This is a genomic window from Helcococcus ovis (assembly GCF_004524775.2).
In the GTDB taxonomy this organism is placed as follows: domain Bacteria; phylum Bacillota; class Clostridia; order Tissierellales; family Peptoniphilaceae; genus Helcococcus; species Helcococcus ovis.
In genome coordinates, this window is the sequence record NZ_CP119081.1 from 1,510,802 (window position 1) to 1,534,148 (window position 23,347).

Genomic DNA, 23,347 nt, shown 5'->3' on the forward strand with positions numbered 1-23,347 from the left:
TAATATTAAATTATAGCCAAAAATTTGTCAATCAGTTTTATTATAAAATTAAAATAATAATAATTTACATCAAATTCGTTCCATATAAAAATATTATTTTTCTGAATATTCAACTTTCATGATTTTGCCAGCTATTTTCTTACCATCCATATCCTTAATAGCATATTTCAAATAATCTACAGGAAGTTCTACAAATGAAAAATTGGGCATTATATTTATAGTGCCTATATCACTTGTCGGAATTTTGGTGTATTTTTTAATAGTTTTAACCATTAAATCTATATTAATTCCATCTCTTTTCCCCTTATTTATAAACATTTTGGGGCCTTTTATCTTTTGACCTTTTTTACCTTTTTTAGATTGTAATTTAGATTTATTTAATTCAAATTTCTTACCAAAATCAACATTTTCCAATTCTTCATAATCCTTAGAAGATTGTGTTTGATCAATTATTTTAACCAAACTCGCAGCCAAATCATACAAACTAAATCCATTTGAAAGTAATCTGTTAACTATATCTTTATACACGCTTAAATCATCTTCTTTTTCCAATTTTTCTAAAATATCTTCCTCTAATTGTACCTTAGTATTTTGTTTTACATCAAAAATTGTTGGAAGCTCCATTTTTTCGATTTTTGCTTTTGTATATTTTTCAATCTCAAACAATTTATGATAATCTCTATCTACTAAAAATGTAAATGATAAACCTTCTCTGCCTGCTCTTGCCGTTCTTCCAATTCTATGAACGTAATAGTCATTTTGTTGCGGAAAATCATAATTAACAACTATATCTACATCTTCAATATCTAGCCCTCTAGCTGCAATATCGGTTGCAATTAAAACATCTATTGTAGAATTTCTGAATCTTTTCATTACATGATCTCTTTGTGTTTGTTTTAAATCGCCATGAAGTGCATCAACATTATATCCTTTTTTAGTTAGTTCCATTACGAGTTTATCAACCATTTTTTTAGTATTACAAAATACTATTGAAAGCTTTGGATTATAAATATTTAATAGTCTGTTTAATATTTCCGTTTTCATATTTCCGGACATTTCTAAATAATATTGCTTTATATTAGATACTGTCAATTCTTCTTTTTTTATTATGATTTTTTTCGGATTTATTTGATACATCTCTGAAAATTCCATTATATCATTGTCCATTGTTGCAGAAAAAAAGCAAGTCTGCCTATCAGAATTTGTTTCATCTATTATAGTCTTCATATCATCTCTAAATCCCATATCAAACATTTCATCAGCTTCATCTAATACTAAAAATTTTAGATTATCCAGCTTCAAAGTTTTTCGTTTCATATGATCCATCACACGTCCAGGAGTCCCTACAACTATGTTTACTCCTTTTTTCAAATCTTTTATCTGCCTTCTCATATCAGAGCCACCATAAATCGATGTGATTGATACAAAATTTTTGTATTTAGCTAATTTTCCTAATTCATCAGAAACCTGTCTTGCTAATTCTCTTGTAGGTACTAACACTAATCCCTGCACATATTTATCATTTGTAACCATTTCAATTAACGGAATTCCAAAAGAAACTGTTTTACCTGTTCCAGTTTGTGCTTGTGCAATAACATCTTTTCTTTCTAAAAGCACAGGTATACTCTGTTGCTGTATTGGACTAGGATTTTTAAAACCCATTTTTTCTATAGCATTTAACAATTCTTTTGATAAATTTAATTCATTAAATTTCAATATTTTCTCCTAAATATAAAAAAGCCGAGATGACTCGGCCTTCAAGTTCTTTTCTTCGACTAATTATACATGACTCATATATAAAAAGCAAATTTATATTTAATGTCATTAAGTCAACTGAAAAAATTTAAAATTCAAAATTTTTTTCAAATTTTCAATTTTAATTTCCACTTGATACCCTATTTTACCTGCACTAAATGTAATGCTTTCGTGATTGTTCGCTTCTTCATCAATAAATGTCTTAAACTTTTTTTTCATACATAACGGTGAACAGCCACCATGAATATATCCTGTTAATACCAACAATTCCCTAGATGGTATCATCCTAATACTTTTCTCTTCAGATGCTTCAGCCGCTTTTTTTAAATCCAACTCTCTATCAACAGGAATTACAAAAACATAATTTTGATTGGACTTTCCAACCGTTACCAATGTCTTAAACACCGAGTTCATATTTTTATTTAGCTTCAAAGCAACATCAATACCTGTTAAACTCCCGTCGGTTTCGTACTGATAAGGTATATAATCTATTTTCTTTTGGTCTAAAAATCTCATTACATTTGTTTTATCTTTATTCTTTGACATAATATCACCTCATGTATATTATAACACAAAAAACAAAATCAATTTCGCCACTACCAATCAACTATATAGGTAAATTAAAGCAACTGCTTGAATTTTGTTTTTTTATTTTATATAACCATAATAATTTTAAATAAGTCACCGTCAATTTCTAAATTAAATTTACACCCTTGTATCTCCATTAAAGAACTTGCAATTGCTAATCCTAGTCCTGCTCCTTCTGTAAATCTGGATTCATCACCTCTGGTAAATCTTTCCTTTAATTCTTCAGGTGAAATATTTAATGAATATTTAGATATATTTTTTATGATTATTTTTAGCCTATCGTATTTGATTAAATCAATATAAACTCTTGTATCCTCTTTAGCATATTTGTAAATATTTGAAAAAATATTATCTAAAACTCTTGACATATGATTTGGATCAATAAATATTTCATTTTTATTAGAATCGGAGTTAAAAATAACATTTAATTTTTTTGTTTCAAATTCATCATTCCATTCACCAATCATTTGATTTATCATTTCATTTATATCAACTGTTTTTTTATTCACTTCAACACTTTTACCGGAAATCTTTGAAACCTCAAATAAACTATCTATTAAAGTTTTCAATTTTAATGATTTTTCATGAATTATTGATGTATATTTTTTTATATCTTCAATTGAATTGTCATTTTTTGATGCTAAATCAGAATAATTTATAATTGAAGTAAGCGGGGTTTTAAGGTCATGACTGACATTAGTTATTAAAGTAGTCTTGGTTCTTTCAGATTTTAATTCCCTTTCCACAGCTTCATTTAATATGATATTAATATTATTCAAATTATGTGATATTTTTCTAAAATATAGTTTATTTTCATCCAAATTAACATTAAAATTACCTTTACTAATTTCATCTGTGGCATTTTCTATTTTTATAAAATCATTTATTATTCTAATTAAAACATAATATACAATGGATAAGACCATAAATAGTATAATAAACATTAACCTGAATCCAATTAATCCATATATTAAAAATAAATGTATCGCAAACATAATTGACCAAAAAATTATATTTGGAATATTATTTTGAAATAATTTTTCAAGTACATATTTTAATATTTTAAATGTACCATCTAAAAATCTATAAATTATGGAATTTTTTATCATAAATGATTCTTTTCCGTCATAGTATAAAGATTTTATACAAGAAACGGCATAAAATACAAATAGAATTATTGATAATATAATAAAAATAGATAATATATTCAAAAATATATTGATAAATTGCATACTATTATACTCTTTAAATATATACATAATACCTTTTTCTAAAAATCTTGTTATAAATTCTATACTAAAGAATAAAATTATAAAAATTTCAATCGGAATTTTCATTAAAAATCCATAAATATTATTTTTTCTTGTTTCTTCATATCTAGAAAACAAAGAAAACATTCCGAAAATTATAACAGACGCTATTGAACTGAATATAAAGTTTATTAATATCCTATTGATATTTAAGTTCTTATTTAAATCATTTAAAACATTTGTTACATTTTCTACATTAATCTCGTAAATTGCATTTAATTTTTTTATTTTAAATCTTTCAGTTATACTATCAATATCTTCAGATTGAATAGCACTTTTATATACTTTTAATATAAATTCTTCTATTTTACTTAAATTTTTATCATTAATTACTTGAGTCTCGGTATTTCCATCATATTTTAATAAAACAGCAGGATTTTTTATGGATTTCGCAATTGCATCCACCTTATCATTATTTGTTTTTTTATGTATATTATTAAAAGTAAAATTTTTTTCTTGTTTACCTTCTATATCAATTTCACTTTCTATATAATAATTTATCAAATCATTTGTATAACCACTACCATTAAAAAATGATAATTCATTAAATCTTATAGTTTTATATATATAATTATCTAAAAGATACTCTCTTTTTTGCCTTTCTATATAGTCATTTGTTCTGATGTCAAAATTAAAAGAAAAATTTAATAAATTTACGATTAAAATATAAACAATAATTAAAGAAAATATCCCGTGAGTAGAATGCCTTAAACTAAATTTTTTCATGCTATTCCTCCCTTAAAGCATTTACAAATTTATATCCTAACCCCCAAGAAACTTGTAAATATCTAGGATTTTTAGGATCTATTTCAATTTTTTCTCTAATTCTCCTTATATGAACAGTAACCGTTTTAGAATCAATAGCCGGCTCCTTCCAAACATGTTCATAAATTTGTTCTACAGTAAATACCCTATTTACATTTTTCATAAGAAGCTCTAAAATACCGTATTCAATACTTGTTAGAGAAATAATTTTATCATCAACTTTCACATCTTTACTCATTGTGTTTAACTCTACTCCTCCAATTCTAATAATATTTTTATCAACTGAATTTAATTTGTTGAAATTGTAAAATCTCCTTATATTAGAATTTATTCTTGCCAATAATTCTGATGAGTTAAATGGCTTAGTTACATAATCATCAGCACCTATATCCAATCCTATAATTTTGTCATAATTTTCTGACTTCGCAGATAAAATTATTATTGGAACATAAGATTTTTCTCTCAATTTAATTATTGTTTCTTCTCCTGACATATTTGGCATCATCAAATCCATTAAGATTAAATCTATTTTTTCTTTTTCAAAAATTTCTAAACATCCATATCCATTTTCTGCATAAAATACATTATAATTTGCACTTTTCAAATAAATCCCTATAGATTCTCTTATTGCAATATCATCTTCAACAACTAATATATTATAACTTCTCATATATATCCTCCATAATTATAATAACAATTATTTCCTAAATATTATATAAGAAATTATTACAAAATTATTAAATTTTAGATAGTTTTTATTAAATTTCCATGTAGTATGACTAAAATTTTAAATAAGCAAAAAATCTTCATACATTAATTAGAATATTCCCGGAGCAATATAAAAAATATTTAGGATAAAAAAACCGGAGACAAATATTTCTAAATGTATCCGGTATAAAGTCCTACTTTTGAGAGGTGTTCACAAATTTATGACTAGTATCAAATTAATTTGATTTTATTTAATACTATTATAGTACACTCTTGATGTAATTTTATATATCAAATAGTACACAATTGAAAATATTAAAATACTTGCCATTGTAGTTATAATGAATAACTTTATATTTATTAGCATCAAAACTCCCAATAAAAGTTTAATAAGTGGGAATGCAAATATTAGATGAATAAATGCAACAATTAACGGCATAAAAAATACAACTAATATTTGAGAATTAATAGATTTTTTTATCATTTCTTTGTCTAAACCTACTTTTTGCATTATTTCAAATCTTGATTTATCTTCTATTCCTTCTGCAATTTGTTTATAGTACATAATTATAATAGTTGCTATTAGGAATAATACACTTAAAAATATTCCTATAAAAAATATACCAACATAGAGTGATTTTAATTCAACTTCTCCTGTAGATTTTGCTTCTATATCAAATACATGTTTTGTATTTTTTAAAGATTGTGTAATATTATGAACCAGTTCGGAATCGTTTTCCTTACTAGTGTTTGTATTATAGTATATCTGTCTGTATCTTGTATGCTTACCTTTTTCAGCGGTTAATAATAATATTTTCTTAAATTCTTCAAAATCTTTTACAATAATTTTGAATTTATTCACCATCATATGAGGAGAAGTTTCAATATAATTATATTTATCTAATTTATTTTTTACAAAATATTTTTTTCCAAAAATTTCAATGTTTTTAATTTTTTTGTCATTTCCTTCTGAAAAAATAAAAATTTCATCATTTTTTAATTCTAAATTTTGATTAAAATTCTTATTGTAATCTTCTAAATGTACAATGTCTATTAAATAGGAATTTGTAAATGCTCCAAAACCTGTTGATACAGTGCTTATTTTTCCGTCAATTATTTTAGCAGAAAAAGATAAATAATCGTATGAAGTAAAATCTGTAGATTTAATATTCATTTTTTTATTTTCTTCATTTATAATCTTATCAATATTATTACTTTCTGTTGTACTATGTATATTATTTATCTGCATTACTATATCTTTAGGATATCTTGTATCCACAATAGATTTAACACCTATCCATAAAGAAAAAGTAGTTGAAATCCCTACTAAAACCATAGTTGATAATATTGCTATATTTGCTAATCCAACAGCATTTTGCTTCATTCTATATATCATACCGGAAATTGAAATGAAATTTTCGGGTTTATAATATATTTTTTTTGTTTTTTTCATAATTTTAAGAATAGTTATAGATACTGTTGTGAACAATATATAAGTCCCTAAAATTACTAAAATTACAGCTACAAAAAATACAGGTATTGCCCTTAGAGGATTTTTTGTTGTAATTGATAAATAATAACCTATCCCAACTAACGATATCCCAATAATACTGAATATAAATTTTGCTTTTGGCTCTTTTTCACCTATCTTATTACTATTTAACAATTCTATAGGATTAGATAAATGTATGTATCTAAGAGAATTTACATACATCAACAAATAAACAATTGATATATACTCTCCTACAAAAATTATTGAAGGATATGAAATATAAAATCCCAGTTTAACACCTTGACCTATCATTTTTAATAATATTAAATACATAATCTTGTCTAGTAATAAACTAACAGAAAATCCAACTATTAAGGAAATTAAATAAATTATAAATAATTCATAAAAAACAACTTTTGCTACATGTTTTTTCTCCATGCCCAAAATTCCATATAAACCCAATTCCCTTTTTCGTCTTTTTATAATAAATGAATTTGTATAAAATAAAAATATAAAAACAAATACATTTATTACAATACTCCCCAAATTTAAAATTTGCATTAGTCCACTTGCAAATGGGATATTTATAATATTTGGATTAAATTTAAATGATGTTATTATATACATTAAAAATATTGATAAAGTTGAAGAAAGAATAAATGGATAATATATTTTTTTATTATTTTTAATATTATCTATTGATAATTTTAAATAAACATTATTCATTTCTATCACCACCTGTAGATAATAGAGTCATTGTATTTGAAATATTTAAAAACATTTCTTCATCATTTTTATCTCCTCTATATATTTGATGAAATATTTTACCATCTTTTATAAACAAAACTCTGGAGGCACGACTTGCAGCTTTTATTGAATGTGTAACCATTAAAATTGTTTGACCTCTATCATTTATAGATTGAAATAAATCCATTAAGCTGTCTGCTGATTTTGAGTCCAATGCTCCTGTAGGTTCATCAGCTAAAATAAGCTCCGGCTCAATAATAAGTGCTCTTGCTACAGCTGCTCTTTGTTTTTGGCCTCCGGATACTTCATATGGAAATTTATTTATTAAATCTTCTATCCCTAATCTTTTTACAAGAGGCATTAATTTTTGGTTCATTTCTTTATATTTCATTTTAGAAATAACTAAAGGTAACAATATATTATCCTTTATTGAAAAATTATCTAATAAATTAAAATCCTGGAAAACAAATCCTAAATTTTTTCTTCTATAAGATGCTAAATCCTTATCCTTAATTTCTGAAACTTTTTGTCCGTTTAACGAAACACTACCATTCGTTGCTTTATCTAATACTGAAACTATATTTAATAATGTAGACTTCCCTGAACCGGACTCACCCATTATTGCAATAAATTCTCCTTTTTCTACTTCAAAAGATACATCCCTTAATGCTACCACTTTATTTCCACCAAATCTTGTTGTATAAACTTTTTGTAAATTTTTAACTTGTAATAATGTCATATAATCCTCCTTGATGTTTTAATTATATTATTATTAAAAATAGCTATCCATTGAATTATCTTACAAAAAAATCCTCCAATCTTACATTTTTGAAAGACTGAAGAATTTTATTCAAATATATGATTTTTTTGATTTAAGTCAATATTTACAACAGTTCCTATATTTACTTCTGAATCTATATCTATATTAAAATGTAATTTTTTTAAAACATTACTAATCAAATATAAGCCCAAACCACTGGAATCAGCACTATTTCTTCCATTATATCCAGTATATCCCTTTTCAAATATTCTTGGCAAATCAGATTTACTTATTCCTATCCCACTATCTTTTATTTTTAATATTCCATTTTCCATAAATATATCTATGGAGCCATCATCAGTATATTTCAACGAATTTGATAAAATTTGCTCTATTACAAATGTAAACCATTTTTTATCAGTAATAATATTTTGATTTGTACTTTTAAAATTTAATTTTATATTTTTATATATAAATTCAGACTTAAAATTTTTTATAACATTTTTTATTATATTATCTAAATTTACATTTTCTATTACAAAATCCGAATTTTCACTATTCAATCTTATATACGCTAAAACCATTTTAGTATACTGATCTATTCTATTTAATTGCGACTTTATAAGTGATTTATCAATATTTTCTTCAGAATCCAAAAGAATTCTTATTGCTGTAATTGGTAATTTTACCTGATGTGTCCACATAATAAAAAATTCTTCTTGATTTTTAATTTGACTCTTATATTTAAGTTCCATTTTATAAATTTTCTCATTTAAACTTTTTAATATTTTTTTATACTCTCTTGATATCATATCGTTTTTATTTAATATATTAATTTCATCATTATTTTCCATATTCTTTAATAAATTAAGTTCCTCAATATAATTTTTATATTTCAAAAAACTGATGATGAAAATTATAAGTCCTGTAAATATGGATAAAATAGAAGCATACAAAAAAGCTTCCATATTTATGTCATATAACTTATAAACAAGAAAAAATATAAATATCATACTTAATGCTAAAATAATTGATTTAATTTTATCTTTTATATAATTAATAAATAATTTCATTTAATCTTCCTTAATTAAAATATAGCCTTGACCTTTTTTAGTTTGTAAAATCTCTTTAATACCTATTTCCATCATTTTTTTTCTAAGTCTATTTATATTTACTGTAAGAGTGTTATCATCAATAAACTCATCTGTATTCCACAAAAATTCCATAATATTATTTCTAGAAACTATTCTTTCTTTATTCTCTATTAAAATTTGAAATATTTTAGACTCATTTTTAGTTAATTCAATAGTTTCATCCTTATATGAAAGGGTAGACTTACCCATGTTATAAATAATATCTTTATATGTGTAAATATTTTCTAAAGTACTATTTAATTCATAAGTTCTTCTTAAAAGAGCTTGAATCTTAGCATTTAATATATTCAAATCAAATGGTTTTGATACAAAATCATCTGCCCCCTTAGATAATGCCATTACTATATTCATATTATCGTTTGATGATGAGATAAATATAATAGGAGCATTGCTCTTAGTTCTTATTTTTTCACACCAATGATATCCATTGAAAAATGGTAGATGAATATCTAACAGTACTAAATCAGGATTAAATTCTTCAAATTCTTCAAGGACATTATTAAATTTTTTCGGTATTTCTACTTGATAACCCCATGATTCTAAAAATTTTTTCATAGAATTAGAAATCACGCTGTCATCTTCAACAATATATATTTTATACATATTTTTTTCCTATCTTAAATTGCTTATTAAATAAACCTCTAATAATCTTTCTGTTGCATTTATACTATCTATATGAGTTCTTTCATAAGAATGGCTTGATTCTATACCCTCTCCAAATAAAGCATGTTTAACATCAACTCCTGAAATATTTTTAGCACTTCGTTTTCGCAATTTTATGATATATATCTCTATCTATATTGTCAAGATTATTTTCCATTAATTTTGTATTTATTCATATCAAATAAATTTCAATATAAAACGATTCTTTGTCAAATACCTTAGGGCACAAGTAATTAAAGTGTATTTTATGCACAAACACTATTTATCGTAAAGCCATTTTGAGTGAAACTTTAAGATTATGAGATTTTTAAATTTTAAATACAATGAAATTATTTAACTTTTTTCAACATTAACTTCAGCACCATATTTTTTTAATTTAATTATCCTAATCTCTAAATATATCATTTAATTTTTCGTCAGTTTGTCTTACAATTTCTTTTATTTTTTTCTTTTCTTCTTCCTTTACTTCTTGAATCTTTCGCTCTTCTCTTTCAAGTACTTCTTGCATTCTATTTAATTTTTCTAGACGCCTTTTAGACTCTTCTTCATTCCAACCGTATTCTCTTTGTAAATGTCCATGAAGTTGATTCATATCACCAATAGATTCTATTTCTAAATCATTAGTTAATTTTCCCCATTCACTTTCAATTTTTCCTTTTATTATTTCCCAGTTTCCTAATATTATGTTTTTGTTCATAATTCCTCCTAAAATATAATTTAAATATATATAAATTATATCAAAGCATTGTAATTATTGTGTAACTTAACAATAAAAATATATAATTACATTTTCACGAAAATATAAAAATTACTTTTTTTTTAGAAAATATTTTCACGAAATCGTTGTACAATTTTAAAAAACATAGTAAAATATACTTATGATTAAATAATATTTCATATAAAAATATTATTTATAAAAAGAAAGGAAGGTAATTATGGTTGGTATTATTATAGCAAGCCACGGTTCATTAGCAGAAGGTATACTTCAAGCTGGTGAAATGATTTTTGGTAAACAAGATAATGTCGCAGCATGCACATTATTACCAAGCGAAGGTCCGGAAGATATCAAAAGAAAAATTAAAAAAGCTATTTCTTCTTTTGATAGTCAAGATGAAATACTAATACTTGCAGATTTGTGGGGAGGTACTCCATTTAATCAAGCATCTCAAGTAATAGCAGGTCATGAAGACAAATGGGCTATAATTGCAGGTGTTAATCTGCCAATGGCAATAGCTGCTTTTGGAGAAAGATTCGGTGAAGAATCAGCTCAAGCAATTGCTAAAAATATTTTAGGGGAAGGTAAAAATAATATTAAAATTTATCCGGAATCATTATCTCCTAAAGTTGATACAAAAGCAGAAGATGTTAAAGTTGTTAAAGGTTCAATTCCAGAAGGTACAGTTATTGGAGATGGAAAATTCAATTATGTATTAGCTAGAATTGATACTAGACTTTTACATGGACAAGTTGCAACTAGTTGGACAAAAACAACTAAGCCTGACAGAATCATTGTAGTAAGTGACAATGTAGCACAAGATGATTTGAGAAAAAACATGATTATGCAAGCTACTCCTCCGGGGGTAACAGCTCATGTAGTTCCAATCTGGAAAATGATCGAAGTTTCTAAAGACCCAAGATTTGGCGGAACTAGAGCAATGCTTTTATTTGAAACTCCTCAAGATGTATTAAAGACTATTGAGGGAGGAGTAGATCTAAAAGAAATTAACTTAGGTTCTATCGCTCATTCATTAGGAAAAGCAGTAATCACTACTTCTGTAGCTATGGGAAAAGAAGATTATGAAACTTTAGACAAATTAAGAAACATGGGAATCAAATTTGATGTTCGTAAAGTACCTACTGATAAGGGCGAAAATTTTGATAACATGATGAAAAAAGCAAAAGAACAACTTTATTAGGAGGAATTTATGAATACAATGCAAATTATTCTAATTTTTCTAATAGCATTTTTAGCAGGTACTGAAGGTGTATTAGATCAATTTCAATTTCATCAACCAATTGTAAGCTGTACTCTAATTGGTTTGGTAACAGGACATTTAAAAGAAGGAATCATGTTAGGTGGTTCATTACAACTTATAGCTCTAGGATGGGCAAACGTTGGTGCAGCAATCGCTCCTGACGTAGCATTAGCTGGTGTATCAGCTGCTATTATCATGGTTTTAGGATTGCAAAGTGGTGATGTTTCAAATGTAAATACAGCTATAAACACATCAATTATTATAGCTATTCCTATTGCTATCGCAGGTTTATTTTTAACAATGGTTGTTAGAACAATCAGTATATCATTAGTTCACGGTATGGATAAAGCTGCCGAAACAGGAAATTTCAAAGCTATAGATGCTTTAAGTATTTCAGCTGTAACACTACAAGGTTTAAGAATTGCCATTCCAGCATTAATTATTTGTTTTATAAGCCCAGAAGTTGTTACAAATGCTCTTAACTCGATGCCTAAATGGTTATCAGAAGGTATGGTAATCGGTGGTGGTATGGTTGCTGCTGTAGGTTATGCAATGGTTATTAACTTAATGAAAACAAAAGAAACATGGCCATTCTTTGCACTAGGTTTTGCAATTTCAGCTATATCACAATTAACATTAATAGCTTTAGGTGTTATTGGTATTTCTTTAGCATTAATTTATACTACATTAAAAAATTCAAGCAAAAACAACTCAGGTAATGGTGGTTCAGGCGATCCACTTGGTGATATACTGAATGACTATTAAAAGGAGGTGTCATAATGAGTGATAAAAAAATTAAATTAAGCAAATCTGATAGAATTAAGGTCGCATTTAGACATCAATTTTTACAAAGTTCATGGAATTATGAAAGAATGCAAAATGGTGGTTGGGCATTTTCAATGATACCTGCTATCAAAAGATTATATACATCAAAAGATGAACAAATCGCAGCATTAAAAAGACATTTAGAGTTCTATAATACTCACCCATATGTTTCATCACCAGTTTTAGGTGTAACATTAGCTCTGGAAGAAGATAGAGCAAACGGTACTCCAATTGATGATGCAACAATCCAAGGTGTTAAAGTTGGTATGATGGGACCTTTAGCCGGTGTTGGTGATCCTCTATTTTGGTTCACATTAAGACCGATTTTAGGTGCTTTAGGTGCAACTTTAGCTTTAACAGGTAACATTTTAGGACCAATCATATTCTTCTTTGCATGGAATATTATAAGAATCGCATTTGAATGGTATACACAAGAATTTGGATACAAAGTTGGTAGAAAAATTACAAATAACTTATCCGGAGGATTATTAGGAACAGTTACTCAAGTTGCCTCAATACTTGGTATGTTCATAATCGGTTCATTAGTAAATAGATGGGTAAGCATCTCATTTGCACCAATTGTTTCGCAAATTCAACAACAACCTGGTTCATTTATAGATTGGGCAAATTTACCAAATGGTGCAGAAGGAATCAAACACGCATTATCAATGTATGATTCAATTGGTAAAACAGCTCTTGATGCAGTAAAAACTACAACTCTTCAAAATAACTTAGACCAATTAATTCCCGGTCTTGCAGCATTATTATTGACATTATTATGTGCTAAATTATTGAAGAAAAAAGTATCTCCTATTTTAATAATCTTAGTATTGTTTGCAGTAGGTATTTTAGGTCACTTAGTAGGTTTACTATAATATGGTAAATTCACTAAATACAAAAGTAACTTATACAACTAAAGCTACATCTTATCTAAGATTGAGTAGTTACGGAAATGTAGTTGTAGGAAATAATGCTTTTGAATTTTATAACGAAAAAAATCCCAATGATTTCATCCAAATTCCTTGGAATGAAATTGACCATATTTCTGCAAGTGTCATTTTCAACAAATGGATAAGCAGATTCGCAATATTCACAAAACACAATGGGCATTTCACATTTTCAACAAGAAATAATAAAAAAACTCTTCAAGAAGTCAAAAAATATTTTGATGAAAACAAAATGCTACGTTCAATGTCAATATGGGGATTTATAAAATCAAAATTTAAGAAAAAATAAAAAGTGGAAATTGCAAAAAAAATTATATTATAAGAATTTAATAAAAATATAAAACCAGCTTTAGATTTAAATATCTAGTGCTGGTTTTTATATAATATTATTTTAATTCCTTTACAGCATCTTATCTCAATTTTTGACTAATAAATTTTGAGGGTATTATTTTTAACTAAAAACTTATCGCAATTTTTTGAAAAATAATCTTGATGGTATTTTTTTAGATCAAATTTTTATCGCATTTTTGATATTTTTAAATTTGTTGGTATTTTTTTTTGAATAAATTTTGATGATTTTAAGTCATTTTATCATCGCATTTTTTCTAATCTTATATTTGCGATAATTTTAAATTAAATTTTCATTATCGCATTTTACATAATCTAATCTATGCGATAATTTCGATGCCAATTTTTATTATCTCATTTTAATCAATCTGATTTTTGAGATGATTTCAAAAATATTGTTGAAAATAATTCAAAATTAATATTTTTATTAATTTAAAAATAAATTAAATATTTAATAAAAATCTGATTAATTAGAGTGTAAATTTTATTATTAAAAAAACATTGCAAAATAAAAAATTTATTTTGCAATATCCTCTTCTTAATTTTATTACAAGAAACTAGTTACCTCTATAACTAATTATTCCACCAATATTTTTAACATTACTATATCCCATTTGTTTCATTAATTTCACAGCTGTACCAGCTCTATTACCACTCCTGCAATATATAAATATTGGTGCATCCTTATCTTTAATTTTGCCTTCAACTTTTAAGATTTCATCTAAAGGAATATTAACACTACCTCTAATAAATCCCTCCTTGTATTCTGTTTTAGTCCTAACATCTAAAAGATAAGCTCCCTCAGTTTCTCTAAATTCCTTTACTCCATTATTAATATCAGGCACCTTCAAAAAATCAAATAACCCCATTTCTCTCTCCTTTATCATATTTAACTATATTATACCCTTTTTATATAATTTTACATTACTTATATAAGTGCTAAATTAAAGAAGAGAGATAAAAACATTATGCTATTCATTATAAAATTTTACCGTAAAATATAAATAACATGAATATTATATTTTTTTATAATACTTATACATTCACCGACTTATATAGTATGAAATTCTCTTAATTTTCTGCATACTAATACACTTAAATAGCAAATTAAGTATGAATGTGTTAATGTCAACATAAAAATGTACAAAATTGATTATATAAGAATGTACACTTATTCCTCCTTCATATATTCTTTAAGTCTGTATGAATTTCCAGTTATAGATACGACTGTTGCGTGGTGTAACAGTCTATCTATAATTGCTGAAGCTATTTTCTCATCATAAAATAGCTTTGACCATTCATTAAAGTTTAAATTTGTAGTTATTATCGTACTTTTCTTTTCATATCTTTTATCAATAAGTTGAAATAACAATCTTTCATCGCCATCATTTAGCGGTAAATAGCCCATTTCGTCAATTATTAATAATCTATATCCTGTGTAATGTTTTATTCGTTGTTCTAGCTTATTTTCTAACTTTGCTCGTTTTAAGTTTTCTATTAAATCATGACATTTAATGAAATATGTGCTTATTCGTTTTTTAGCACTTTCTATTCCTATCGATGTTGCTAAATGAGTTTTTCCAACTCCACTATTTCCAAGAAATATTATATTTTCATTCTTTTCTAAAAATTTTAATGAACAAAGCATTTTTATTTGATTTTCATTTATTTCTTGATTAAAACTAAAATCAAAGTCATTTATTGTTTTTATATGTGGAAAACTAGCCACTTTTATCATTTGATTTGCTGCAACATATTTTTTATTTTCAACTTCATAATCAGTTAACTTTAACAATCCATCAATTAATGATATATTTGGTTGATTTAATTCATTTTCTAAATAAATTAACATTTGTTTTAAATTCAAATATTCTAAATTTGAAACTAATCTTTCATAATTGATACTATTTTCCATAATTTCCTCCAATTTTACTTAAATTTTCATTTACTAAAATTTGAACTTTTTTCTCATCATAACTAGGTAAATTATTCTTGAAAATTTCTAGATAATGGCTTTTATGATAGTTTAATTTATTTTTAGAAATATTGTGAACTGTTATTACTTTTGTGTTATCATATATGTGTAGTTTATTATCTTTAACTATTAAATTAACTCTTTTATTTTTATATTCTGGTGGTAGAGAATATTGATTACTTTTGTATGAAATCATACAACTAGAGTTAACTTTAAGAATTGTTGAAGATATTTTGTAAAGATTTCTTAGTGATTCATTTGGTAATGGCATTAAGGAATCTTTTTCAATTTCTAACAAACTTAATGGTATATTATTTGTGCCTTGATGAATATTTAAGTTTACTCTATTATTAATTTTTTCTACTAATTTTAATAATTGTTCATAATTAATTTTTGTTTGATAAGCATAAATTTCTTCAAGTATTTTCATACTTGATTCAACTTTGCCTTTAGTTTGAGGTCTTCTAGCCATACATGGTTTTAAGCTTATATTAAAATCATTTAAGAATTGATTAAATTTATTATTAATTTTTCCATCAGAATCCTTAGTTCTTGGTTCATCCATAATTGTTTTCATATTATCTGATAAAATTGTTTTTGGAACCCCTTGTATTAATTCAAAAGATCTTGTTAAAAAGTCTAAAACCACATCTTGCTTTTTATCTAAAGATACATGAAAAATTCTATATCTAGAGTATGAAAGTTGAAATACAAAAATATTTAATTTAATTATTTCACAATCACTAGTGATAAAGGTCATATCTTCTTTCCAATCAATTTGAGCTTGTTCACCTGGAGAAGTTTCAAATCTAATTTTTGCACCATCTTTATATTTTTTCTTAGAAAAATATTTTTGGAATTTATCATTGTTTAATATATATCTTCTAAAACTTGATTCGCTTACATTTAAGTTATGATTTTCTTTCAAATATCTGTAAAGTATTGATTTAGAGTAAAATCTTTGAATTGAATTTTCATCTAAAAGTTCTTCGATTATATTCTTAAAATTGTCTATTTTTGAAGATTTATTTCTAGTTTTTTTCTTTTCATATCCTTCGTAATATTTTTTTATTGTTCTTCTATCCACATTTAGTTCATTAGCTAATTGTGAGTAATTAACTTTTAAGTTGTTTGCATCCATAATTGTTTTTAATGTTGATAAGTCTTCTAAATTTTTAATTTCAAAATTTATATTATTTAGAATTAATGAATATTTCATATATGTCTCCTAATATTTAATATTCATTTATTTTATCAAATTGTACATTTTTATTTAATCGTTTTTGTACATTGTTATATTAGCATTTACATAAATTTTACCCCAGCTTTTTTTCATTTTTTTATTATGAAGGGGCTATTTCAAGATTTTTATGTTAACATTAACACACAGGATATAATCCGAGGACTAGCAGCGTAAACAAACTTCTTATTTCTTAAAATTTCATTCATTCTCCATCTATAAAAATAAAAGTTTGTTTAGACACCTCCGCAGGATGTAATCCGAGGACTAGTGACGTAAACAAACTTTTATTTTTAATCAAACCACTCTTTAATCTTTTCAAAAAATCCTTTTTCAGGTTTTACATCTTCACCGGTAACTTCGGCAAATTCTTGAAGTAGTTCTTTTTGTTTTTCATTTAATTTTTTAGGAACGATAACTTTAACATCAAAATATAAATCTCCTTTATATCCCGTTCTTACATCAACCATCCCTTCTTTATCTAATTTAAATCTAGTATCATTTTGTGTGCCTGCAGGAATTTCAAATTTAGTTGTCCCATCTAATGTTGGAATATCTATTTCATTCCCTAAAGCTGCTGTAACAAACGAAATTGGTAATTCATAAAATATATCATTACCATATCTTTTAAAAATTTCATGCTCTTCTACAGAAACCGCAATATATAAATCTCCTGAAGGTCCTCCATTTTCTCCATCATGTCCTTCTCCTCTAACAGGTATCATATTTCCATCTGCAATTCCTGAAGGAATCTTAATCTTGATTTTTGAAGTTTTTAGAACCCTTCCTTCTCCATGACAAGTTTCACATTTTTCCTCAATAACTGTACCCGCCCCATTACATGTTGGACATGTGTTAACGGTTGAAAATTGACCAAATGGAGTCGATTGAGTACTTCTAACTTGACCTGTTCCATGACAACGAGTACAAGTTTTCTTTGACGTACCGGGTTTTGCCCCAGAACCTTCACATGTATTACATTTTTGATATTTTCTATAGGAAACTTCCTTTTCAACACCGGTGACAGATTCTCTAAATGATATGTTTACATGAATTTGAATATCTTGGCCTCTTTTAGGAGCATTCGGATCCCTTTGTCTTGTTCTGGAAGATCCTCCAAAAAAGTCAGAAAATAAATCTGAGAATATATCTCCCATTCCTCCTGAAAAACCACCAAATCCAGAATTCGGATCAAATGCAGCATCTCCATATCTATCATACTTAGCTCTGTTTTCTTCATCTCCAAGTATAGAATAGGCTTCATTAATTTCTTTTAATTTTTCTTGAGCTTCTTCACTACCACCATTTAAATCTGGATGATATTTTTTAGCTAATTTTCTATACGCTTTTTTTATTTCTTGAGCACTCGCACTTTGCGAAACTCCCAGCACTTCATACGGATTATTCATATTACCACCTTAACTAATAAAGGGGAGCAAGCTCCCCTCCTACTAATTATATATTTTACTTACCTTCTTCATTTTCGTCAACCACTTCATAATCAGCATCAACAACATCATCTTTTTTTTGTTGTCCAGCTTCACTCTTTTGACCAGATTGAGCATAAAGTTTTTCACTCATCTTATTTAACTCTTGAGTTAATTCTTCAATTTTAGCTTTGATTTCATCAACATTTTCAGAACCTAAAACTTTCTTTAATTCTTCATTTTTAGCTTTAATTGCTTCTTTTTCAGAATCTGAAATCTTTCCTTCTAGATCTTTTAATGTTTTTTCTACTTGATAAGAAATACTTTCTCCTTGATTCTTTGTTTCAATCAATTCTTTTTTCTTCTTATCTTCGTCTGCATATTTTTCTGCATCCTTAACTCTTTGATTAATTTCTTCTTCACTTAAATTTGCTGAAGCTGTAATTGTAATTTTTTGTTCTTTACCTGTACCTAAATCTTTAGCAGATACATTTACAATACCATTTGCATCAATATCAAATGTAACTTCAATTTGTGGTACCCCTCTTGGCGCAGCAGGAATATCTGTTAATTGGAAATTACCAATCATTGTATTATCTTTAGACATTTGTCTTTCACCTTGTAATACCTTGATATCTACTGATGTTTGGTTATCTGCTGCTGTTGTAAATACTTGTGATTTCTTTGTAGGAATTGTTGTATTTCTTTCAATCAATACTGTTGTAATATTACCCATTGTTTCAATACCTAATGAAAGTGGTGTAACATCAAGTAATAATAGATCATTTACATCTCCTGCTAAAATTGCCCCTTGTACAGCTGCACCTAAAGCAACAGCCTCATCAGGGTTAATATCTTTTTGAGGAGCTTTTCCTGTTAATTTCTTTACCGCCTCTGCTACAGCAGGAACTCTTGTTGACCCACCAACTAAAAGCACTTTATCTATTTCTGAAGCTTGTAATCCTGCGTCTTTTAAAGCATCTTTTACAGGGATTAATGTTTCGTCAATCAAGTCTGAAATTAGTTCTTCAAATTTAGATCTTGTAATATCCATATTTAAGTGAGCTGGTTGACCATTTATAGCTGTGATGAATGGTAAATTAATTTGAACACTCATTTGAGTTGATAATTCTTTTTTAGCATTTTCTGCTGCATCCTTCAATCTTTGTGCTGATGTTGGATCTTGTAATAAATCCACACCATTTTCTCTCTTAAATTCTGAAGCAATATAATTCATCAATCTGTTATCAAAATCATCCCCACCAAGTCTGTTATTACCTCTTGTTGCCAATACGTCTATAACTCCGTCGTCTACTTCCAAGATAGATACGTCAAATGTACCACCACCTAAGTCGAATACCATTATTTTCATATCATTATTTTCTTTTTGCATTCCGTATGATAATGCAGCTGCTGTTGGTTCATTAACAATTCTCTTAACTTCTAAACCTGCTATTTTCCCAGCATCTTTAGTTGCTTGTCTTTGCTCATTTGTAAAATATGCCGGAACAGTAATAACTGCTTCTGTTACAGTTTCACCTAAATATGCTTCAACATCTGCTTTAATTTTTTGTAAAATCATTGCAGAAATTTCTTCTGGTGAATATGATTTATCATCGATTTTTACTTTATAATCTGTACCCATTTCTCTCTTAATTGATGAAATTGTTTTTTCAGGGTTCATGATTGCTTGTCTTTTAGCTGTTTTACCAACTAATCTTTCTCCGTCTTTTGTAAATGCTACTACTGAAGGTGTAGTTCTATCTCCATCAGCATTAGGAATTATTGTAGCTTGTCCACCTTCCATTACTGCTACTGCTGAGTTTGTTGTACCTAAGTCAATACCTATAATTTTTCCCATAATTTTCTCCTTTTTGTTTAATACTATAATTTACACTTATACATTTTTCTAAATAACTCACTTACTTACTTTCACCATCGCCGGTCTTATTACTTTATCTTTTAATTTATATCCCTTTTGGAATGTTTCAATGATGTGTTCTGATTCAACTTCATCATTTTCTTCCATAAATACTGCATGATGTAAGTTTGCATCAAATTTTTCATTATCGGATACTATTTCTTCAACTCCTTCTTGAGTAAGAATATTTTCCAACTCAGATTTAATCATTACAATTCCTTTTGTTAATGTGTCTTCTTCATCAGCACCTTTCAATGCTCTATCAAAATTATCCATTACAGAAAGTAGTTTAATAACTAAACCTTCTGAAGCATATTTATATATATCCGATTTTTCTTTTTCTTGTCTACGTTTATAATTTGTGAAATCTGCTTGTAATCTTGCAAATGAATCTTTTAATTTTTCAAATTGTTCATTTACCTGTTCAGTATCTTTAGTGATTTCTTCAGAGTTTTCTTTAACCATTTCTTCATTTTTCTCTTCTACAACGTCTTTTGTTTTATCATTTATATCTTCTATCTTTTCTTTTTCATCCATCACTACCTTCTTTCAATATATCCATTTATATACTTACTTACCAATACCAAATCTGCAATTACTTTATCATATTTCATACTATTTGGTCCTAAAACTCCAAGCTTACCTTTGATACCATCACTATTTCTAAATGTAATAGTTATTACACTAAATTTTTCGAATTCCTTTATTCCTAATTCATCTCCAATATATACTTGTAAATCCGTATCCATATTATCAGATAAAACTTCAAGTAAAGGATTATCTTCTTTTATAAAATTTAAAAGATTTTGATTATTTTCTATTAAATCATTATTGTAAACAAACAAGTTTCCAAGTCCTTCATAAATCATCCTTGCCTGAGAATTTTCAAAGGTTGTCTTTTCGATAACCGGTATAATCTCATTTAACACGGAATGCCTTTCTCTTAAAACTTCATAAACTTGTGAATGTAATGCCTCTATCATATTTTTATGATTCAAATCCAATAAAGTCGATGTCAGTAAACTATTTATAAGGTCAATTGTATTTTTATCAATAGGACTTTTCAATCGTATGCTATCACTTATAACTTCTTTTGAGTTATAAATATATATAATAACCAAATCTTTAGGCCCAAAAAATACAACATTTATATATTTCAAATATATTTTTGACATTTCAGGCAACATTGCTAAAGCAGTATAGTTTGTGATAGCTGATAACATCTTAGTTGCATTTCTAATTACATTATCAAATTCTGACGAATCTTTCATATTACTCATATCAAAAATTTGTCTGGGTCCTAACTCAAATGGAATTTCGTCTGATAACAACGCATCTACATAAAGTCTATATCCACTATTAGAAGGAATTCTCCCTGATGAGGTATGTAATTTTTCCAAATATCCAAGCTCTTCCAAATCGCTCATTTCATTTCGTATGGTCGCAGCACTAACTCCTATATTACTATCCTTAGAAAGTAATCTTGAACCTACCGGCTCTTTTGAATCAATATATGACTTTATTATTGAATTTAATATTTTAATCTTTCTATCATCCATATTGATCCTCTTCCTTCAAATTTTATTTTTTGTTATCACTCACTAACCCCGAGTGCTAACTATATTATATACCATATTTTTAAAATGTCAAGTTTTAAATACTATGAGATTGAGAAAAACTTGACAATATGTATATATACATATATAATAAATTTGAAAACGAAGTCATATATTATTTAGGAGGTTATATGAAAAATATTCACAAAAAACATTTTTATAGTTTTATTTTCAATTTTATTTACATTCAATTCAGTAATGATAACAAATGTAAAGGCCGATAAAATAGAAGATATTCCAGATTCATTTACATATTATGACGATGGAGCATATTGGAAGATATCCAATATATATGATCTAAAAAATGTTAAGTTAGAACGATTATTTACTGTCGGTATTCGAAGAGCATGTTTTCCCGGAGATCCATGTTATCCATATTGTAATTGTTCAAATCCCGATTCAGGTAATGATAAAAGAGATGATCCTATAACAAAGTTTTTAGATTGCGTATTTAATAATATTAAACAAAATATAATAGGCGATTTAAGCTTTAATGCTATATTAAAGGGTTCTCGTGCGATATTAATTAAATATGGCAAAAAAGCTCTTGCAAATCATTTAGCAAAAATTATACCCGGAGTAAATTATGCTTATGCCGTTAAGCTACTTTACGATTCAGCTTATGGGTGTATAATATGATTAAGTATTTAGAAAAAATAACTATAAAAAATATAATATTTTTTGTAATATTATATTTTTCAACTTATATATTAGCAGAAGGATTAAATTTTATATTTTCAAATATTGATATTACTTTAGTATATAAGAACATAATTATAATTTACATATTTTCTCTATTAAACAGTATATTTTTTATTAAAGTAGCATATAAAGAATTTAATATATTAAAAATATTCGGCGCGTCAATTTTCATTACAATAGCACTTTTGTTATTTTCATATACCGGAGCGTTATTGACATCATTAATCTTTCCTGATAACAAAAAGGATTTTGTGAAATTCTTAAATGATGCTATTTTTATAAGCAGAGTATTCTTTAGTTTTTTAGTTATTGATTATATTATAGAAAATTTAAACAAGGATTAATCCTTACCTATATTAAAAATATTAAGAAATGGGATATTAAATAGTGTCGGTGGATAAAATTCACTTTCACTATTTTTTTTAATA

General features: G+C 26.4%; 23 protein-coding genes. 6 read left to right on the top strand and 17 right to left on the bottom strand.

All coding sequences use genetic code 11. The features are described from left to right. Positions 1–93 precede the first annotated feature (93 nt). From EQF90_RS07145 to EQF90_RS07190, 10 genes are all read right to left on the bottom strand, one after another. Entirely contained in the window at positions 94–1,716 is a 1,623-nt protein-coding gene (locus tag EQF90_RS07145; RefSeq protein ID WP_134711770.1) for a DEAD/DEAH box helicase, read from the bottom strand. A gap of 108 nt (positions 1,717–1,824) precedes the next feature. Further along, a complete protein-coding gene (ybaK, locus tag EQF90_RS07150; RefSeq protein ID WP_134711771.1) occupies positions 1,825–2,301 on the bottom strand; it encodes a Cys-tRNA(Pro) deacylase in 477 nt (158 codons plus the stop codon). A gap of 107 nt (positions 2,302–2,408) precedes the next feature. Beyond that, on the bottom strand, positions 2,409–4,379 hold the full coding sequence (locus tag EQF90_RS07155; protein ID WP_134711772.1) for a sensor histidine kinase: 1,971 nt from the start codon (positions 4,377–4,379) through the stop codon (positions 2,409–2,411). Between the two features lies 1 nt (position 4,380). Beyond that, positions 4,381–5,088 carry a response regulator transcription factor gene (locus EQF90_RS07160; protein WP_134711773.1) on the bottom strand — a complete coding sequence of 236 codons (708 nt, stop codon included), beginning with the start codon at positions 5,086–5,088 and terminating at the stop codon, positions 4,381–4,383. Between the two features lie 285 nt (positions 5,089–5,373). Next, positions 5,374–7,344: an ABC transporter permease gene (locus EQF90_RS07165; protein WP_134711774.1), complete on the bottom strand. Its 1,971-nt coding sequence runs from the start codon at positions 7,342–7,344 to the stop codon at positions 5,374–5,376. Continuing rightward, on the bottom strand, positions 7,337–8,104 hold the full coding sequence (locus EQF90_RS07170; RefSeq protein ID WP_134711775.1) for an ABC transporter ATP-binding protein: 768 nt from the start codon (positions 8,102–8,104) through the stop codon (positions 7,337–7,339). Before EQF90_RS07170 ends, EQF90_RS07165 begins: the two co-directional genes overlap by 8 nt. Positions 8,105–8,211: 107 nt before the next feature. Continuing rightward, positions 8,212–9,198 (bottom strand): sensor histidine kinase, encoded by a 987-nt coding sequence (locus tag EQF90_RS07175; protein ID WP_134711776.1) that lies wholly within the window; start codon positions 9,196–9,198, stop codon positions 8,212–8,214. Then, positions 9,199–9,882: a response regulator transcription factor gene (locus tag EQF90_RS07180; protein WP_134711777.1), complete on the bottom strand. Its 684-nt coding sequence runs from the start codon at positions 9,880–9,882 to the stop codon at positions 9,199–9,201. Positions 9,883–9,891: 9 nt separating this feature from the next. After that, positions 9,892–10,053 (bottom strand): hypothetical protein, encoded by a 162-nt coding sequence (locus tag EQF90_RS07185; RefSeq protein ID WP_209021428.1) that lies wholly within the window; start codon positions 10,051–10,053, stop codon positions 9,892–9,894. Positions 10,054–10,327: 274 nt separating this feature from the next. Further along, positions 10,328–10,639, bottom strand: coding sequence for a CsbD family protein (locus EQF90_RS07190; protein WP_167554140.1), 312 nt, complete (start codon positions 10,637–10,639; stop codon positions 10,328–10,330). 238 nt (positions 10,640–10,877) lie between these two features. Here EQF90_RS07190 and EQF90_RS07195 point away from each other — a divergent pair, with 238 nt between their 5' ends. Genes EQF90_RS07195 through EQF90_RS07210 form a run of 4 tightly spaced genes read left to right on the top strand, consistent with a single transcriptional unit; the run spans position 10,878 to position 13,979 of the window. Further along, on the top strand, positions 10,878–11,858 hold the full coding sequence (locus EQF90_RS07195) for a mannose/fructose/sorbose PTS transporter subunit IIA (protein ID WP_134711778.1): 981 nt from the start codon (positions 10,878–10,880) through the stop codon (positions 11,856–11,858). Between the two features lie 9 nt (positions 11,859–11,867). Next, positions 11,868–12,683 (top strand): PTS mannose/fructose/sorbose transporter subunit IIC, encoded by an 816-nt coding sequence (locus EQF90_RS07200; protein WP_134711779.1) that lies wholly within the window; start codon positions 11,868–11,870, stop codon positions 12,681–12,683. 14 nt (positions 12,684–12,697) lie between these two features. Next, positions 12,698–13,618 (top strand): PTS system mannose/fructose/sorbose family transporter subunit IID, encoded by a 921-nt coding sequence (locus EQF90_RS07205; RefSeq protein ID WP_134711780.1) that lies wholly within the window; start codon positions 12,698–12,700, stop codon positions 13,616–13,618. A gap of 1 nt (position 13,619) precedes the next feature. Continuing rightward, positions 13,620–13,979, top strand: a complete 360-nt coding sequence (locus tag EQF90_RS07210) for a DUF956 family protein (RefSeq protein WP_134711781.1) — start codon at positions 13,620–13,622, stop codon at positions 13,977–13,979. A gap of 616 nt (positions 13,980–14,595) precedes the next feature. On the opposite strand, the gene EQF90_RS07215 is transcribed toward EQF90_RS07210, so the two are convergent. The 7 genes from EQF90_RS07215 to hrcA form a co-directional block, all read right to left on the bottom strand. Further along, positions 14,596–14,907 (bottom strand): rhodanese-like domain-containing protein, encoded by a 312-nt coding sequence (locus EQF90_RS07215; RefSeq protein WP_134711782.1) that lies wholly within the window; start codon positions 14,905–14,907, stop codon positions 14,596–14,598. 302 nt (positions 14,908–15,209) lie between these two features. Continuing rightward, positions 15,210–15,953, bottom strand: a complete 744-nt coding sequence (gene istB / locus EQF90_RS07220) for an IS21-like element helper ATPase IstB (RefSeq protein WP_134712067.1) — start codon at positions 15,951–15,953, stop codon at positions 15,210–15,212. Then, complete coding sequence (gene istA / locus EQF90_RS07225; RefSeq protein WP_134712068.1) at positions 15,943–17,232, bottom strand: IS21 family transposase; 1,290 nt, start codon at positions 17,230–17,232, stop codon at positions 15,943–15,945. Before istA ends, istB begins: the two co-directional genes overlap by 11 nt. 314 nt (positions 17,233–17,546) lie before the next feature. Then, on the bottom strand, positions 17,547–18,662 hold the full coding sequence (gene dnaJ / locus EQF90_RS07230) for a molecular chaperone DnaJ (protein ID WP_134711939.1): 1,116 nt from the start codon (positions 18,660–18,662) through the stop codon (positions 17,547–17,549). A gap of 55 nt (positions 18,663–18,717) precedes the next feature. Further along, positions 18,718–20,541 (bottom strand): molecular chaperone DnaK, encoded by a 1,824-nt coding sequence (gene dnaK / locus EQF90_RS07235; protein WP_134711938.1) that lies wholly within the window; start codon positions 20,539–20,541, stop codon positions 18,718–18,720. Between the two features lie 57 nt (positions 20,542–20,598). Continuing rightward, a complete protein-coding gene (grpE, locus tag EQF90_RS07240) occupies positions 20,599–21,138 on the bottom strand; it encodes a nucleotide exchange factor GrpE (protein ID WP_134711937.1) in 540 nt (179 codons plus the stop codon). Between the two features lie 2 nt (positions 21,139–21,140). After that, the gene (hrcA, locus tag EQF90_RS07245) at positions 21,141–22,160 is read right to left on the bottom strand and encodes a heat-inducible transcriptional repressor HrcA (RefSeq protein ID WP_134711936.1); all 1,020 of its coding nucleotides are present in this window, start codon (positions 22,158–22,160) and stop codon (positions 21,141–21,143) included. A 255-nt stretch (positions 22,161–22,415) separates the two neighbouring features. On the opposite strand from hrcA, the gene EQF90_RS07250 reads away from it, so the two are divergent. Both EQF90_RS07250 and EQF90_RS07255 read left to right on the top strand, forming a co-directional pair. Beyond that, positions 22,416–22,856, top strand: coding sequence for a hypothetical protein (locus tag EQF90_RS07250; RefSeq protein WP_134711935.1), 441 nt, complete (start codon positions 22,416–22,418; stop codon positions 22,854–22,856). Next, complete coding sequence (locus tag EQF90_RS07255; protein ID WP_134711934.1) at positions 22,853–23,263, top strand: hypothetical protein; 411 nt, start codon at positions 22,853–22,855, stop codon at positions 23,261–23,263. Before EQF90_RS07250 ends, EQF90_RS07255 begins: the two co-directional genes overlap by 4 nt. Positions 23,264–23,347: the final 84 nt, after the last annotated feature.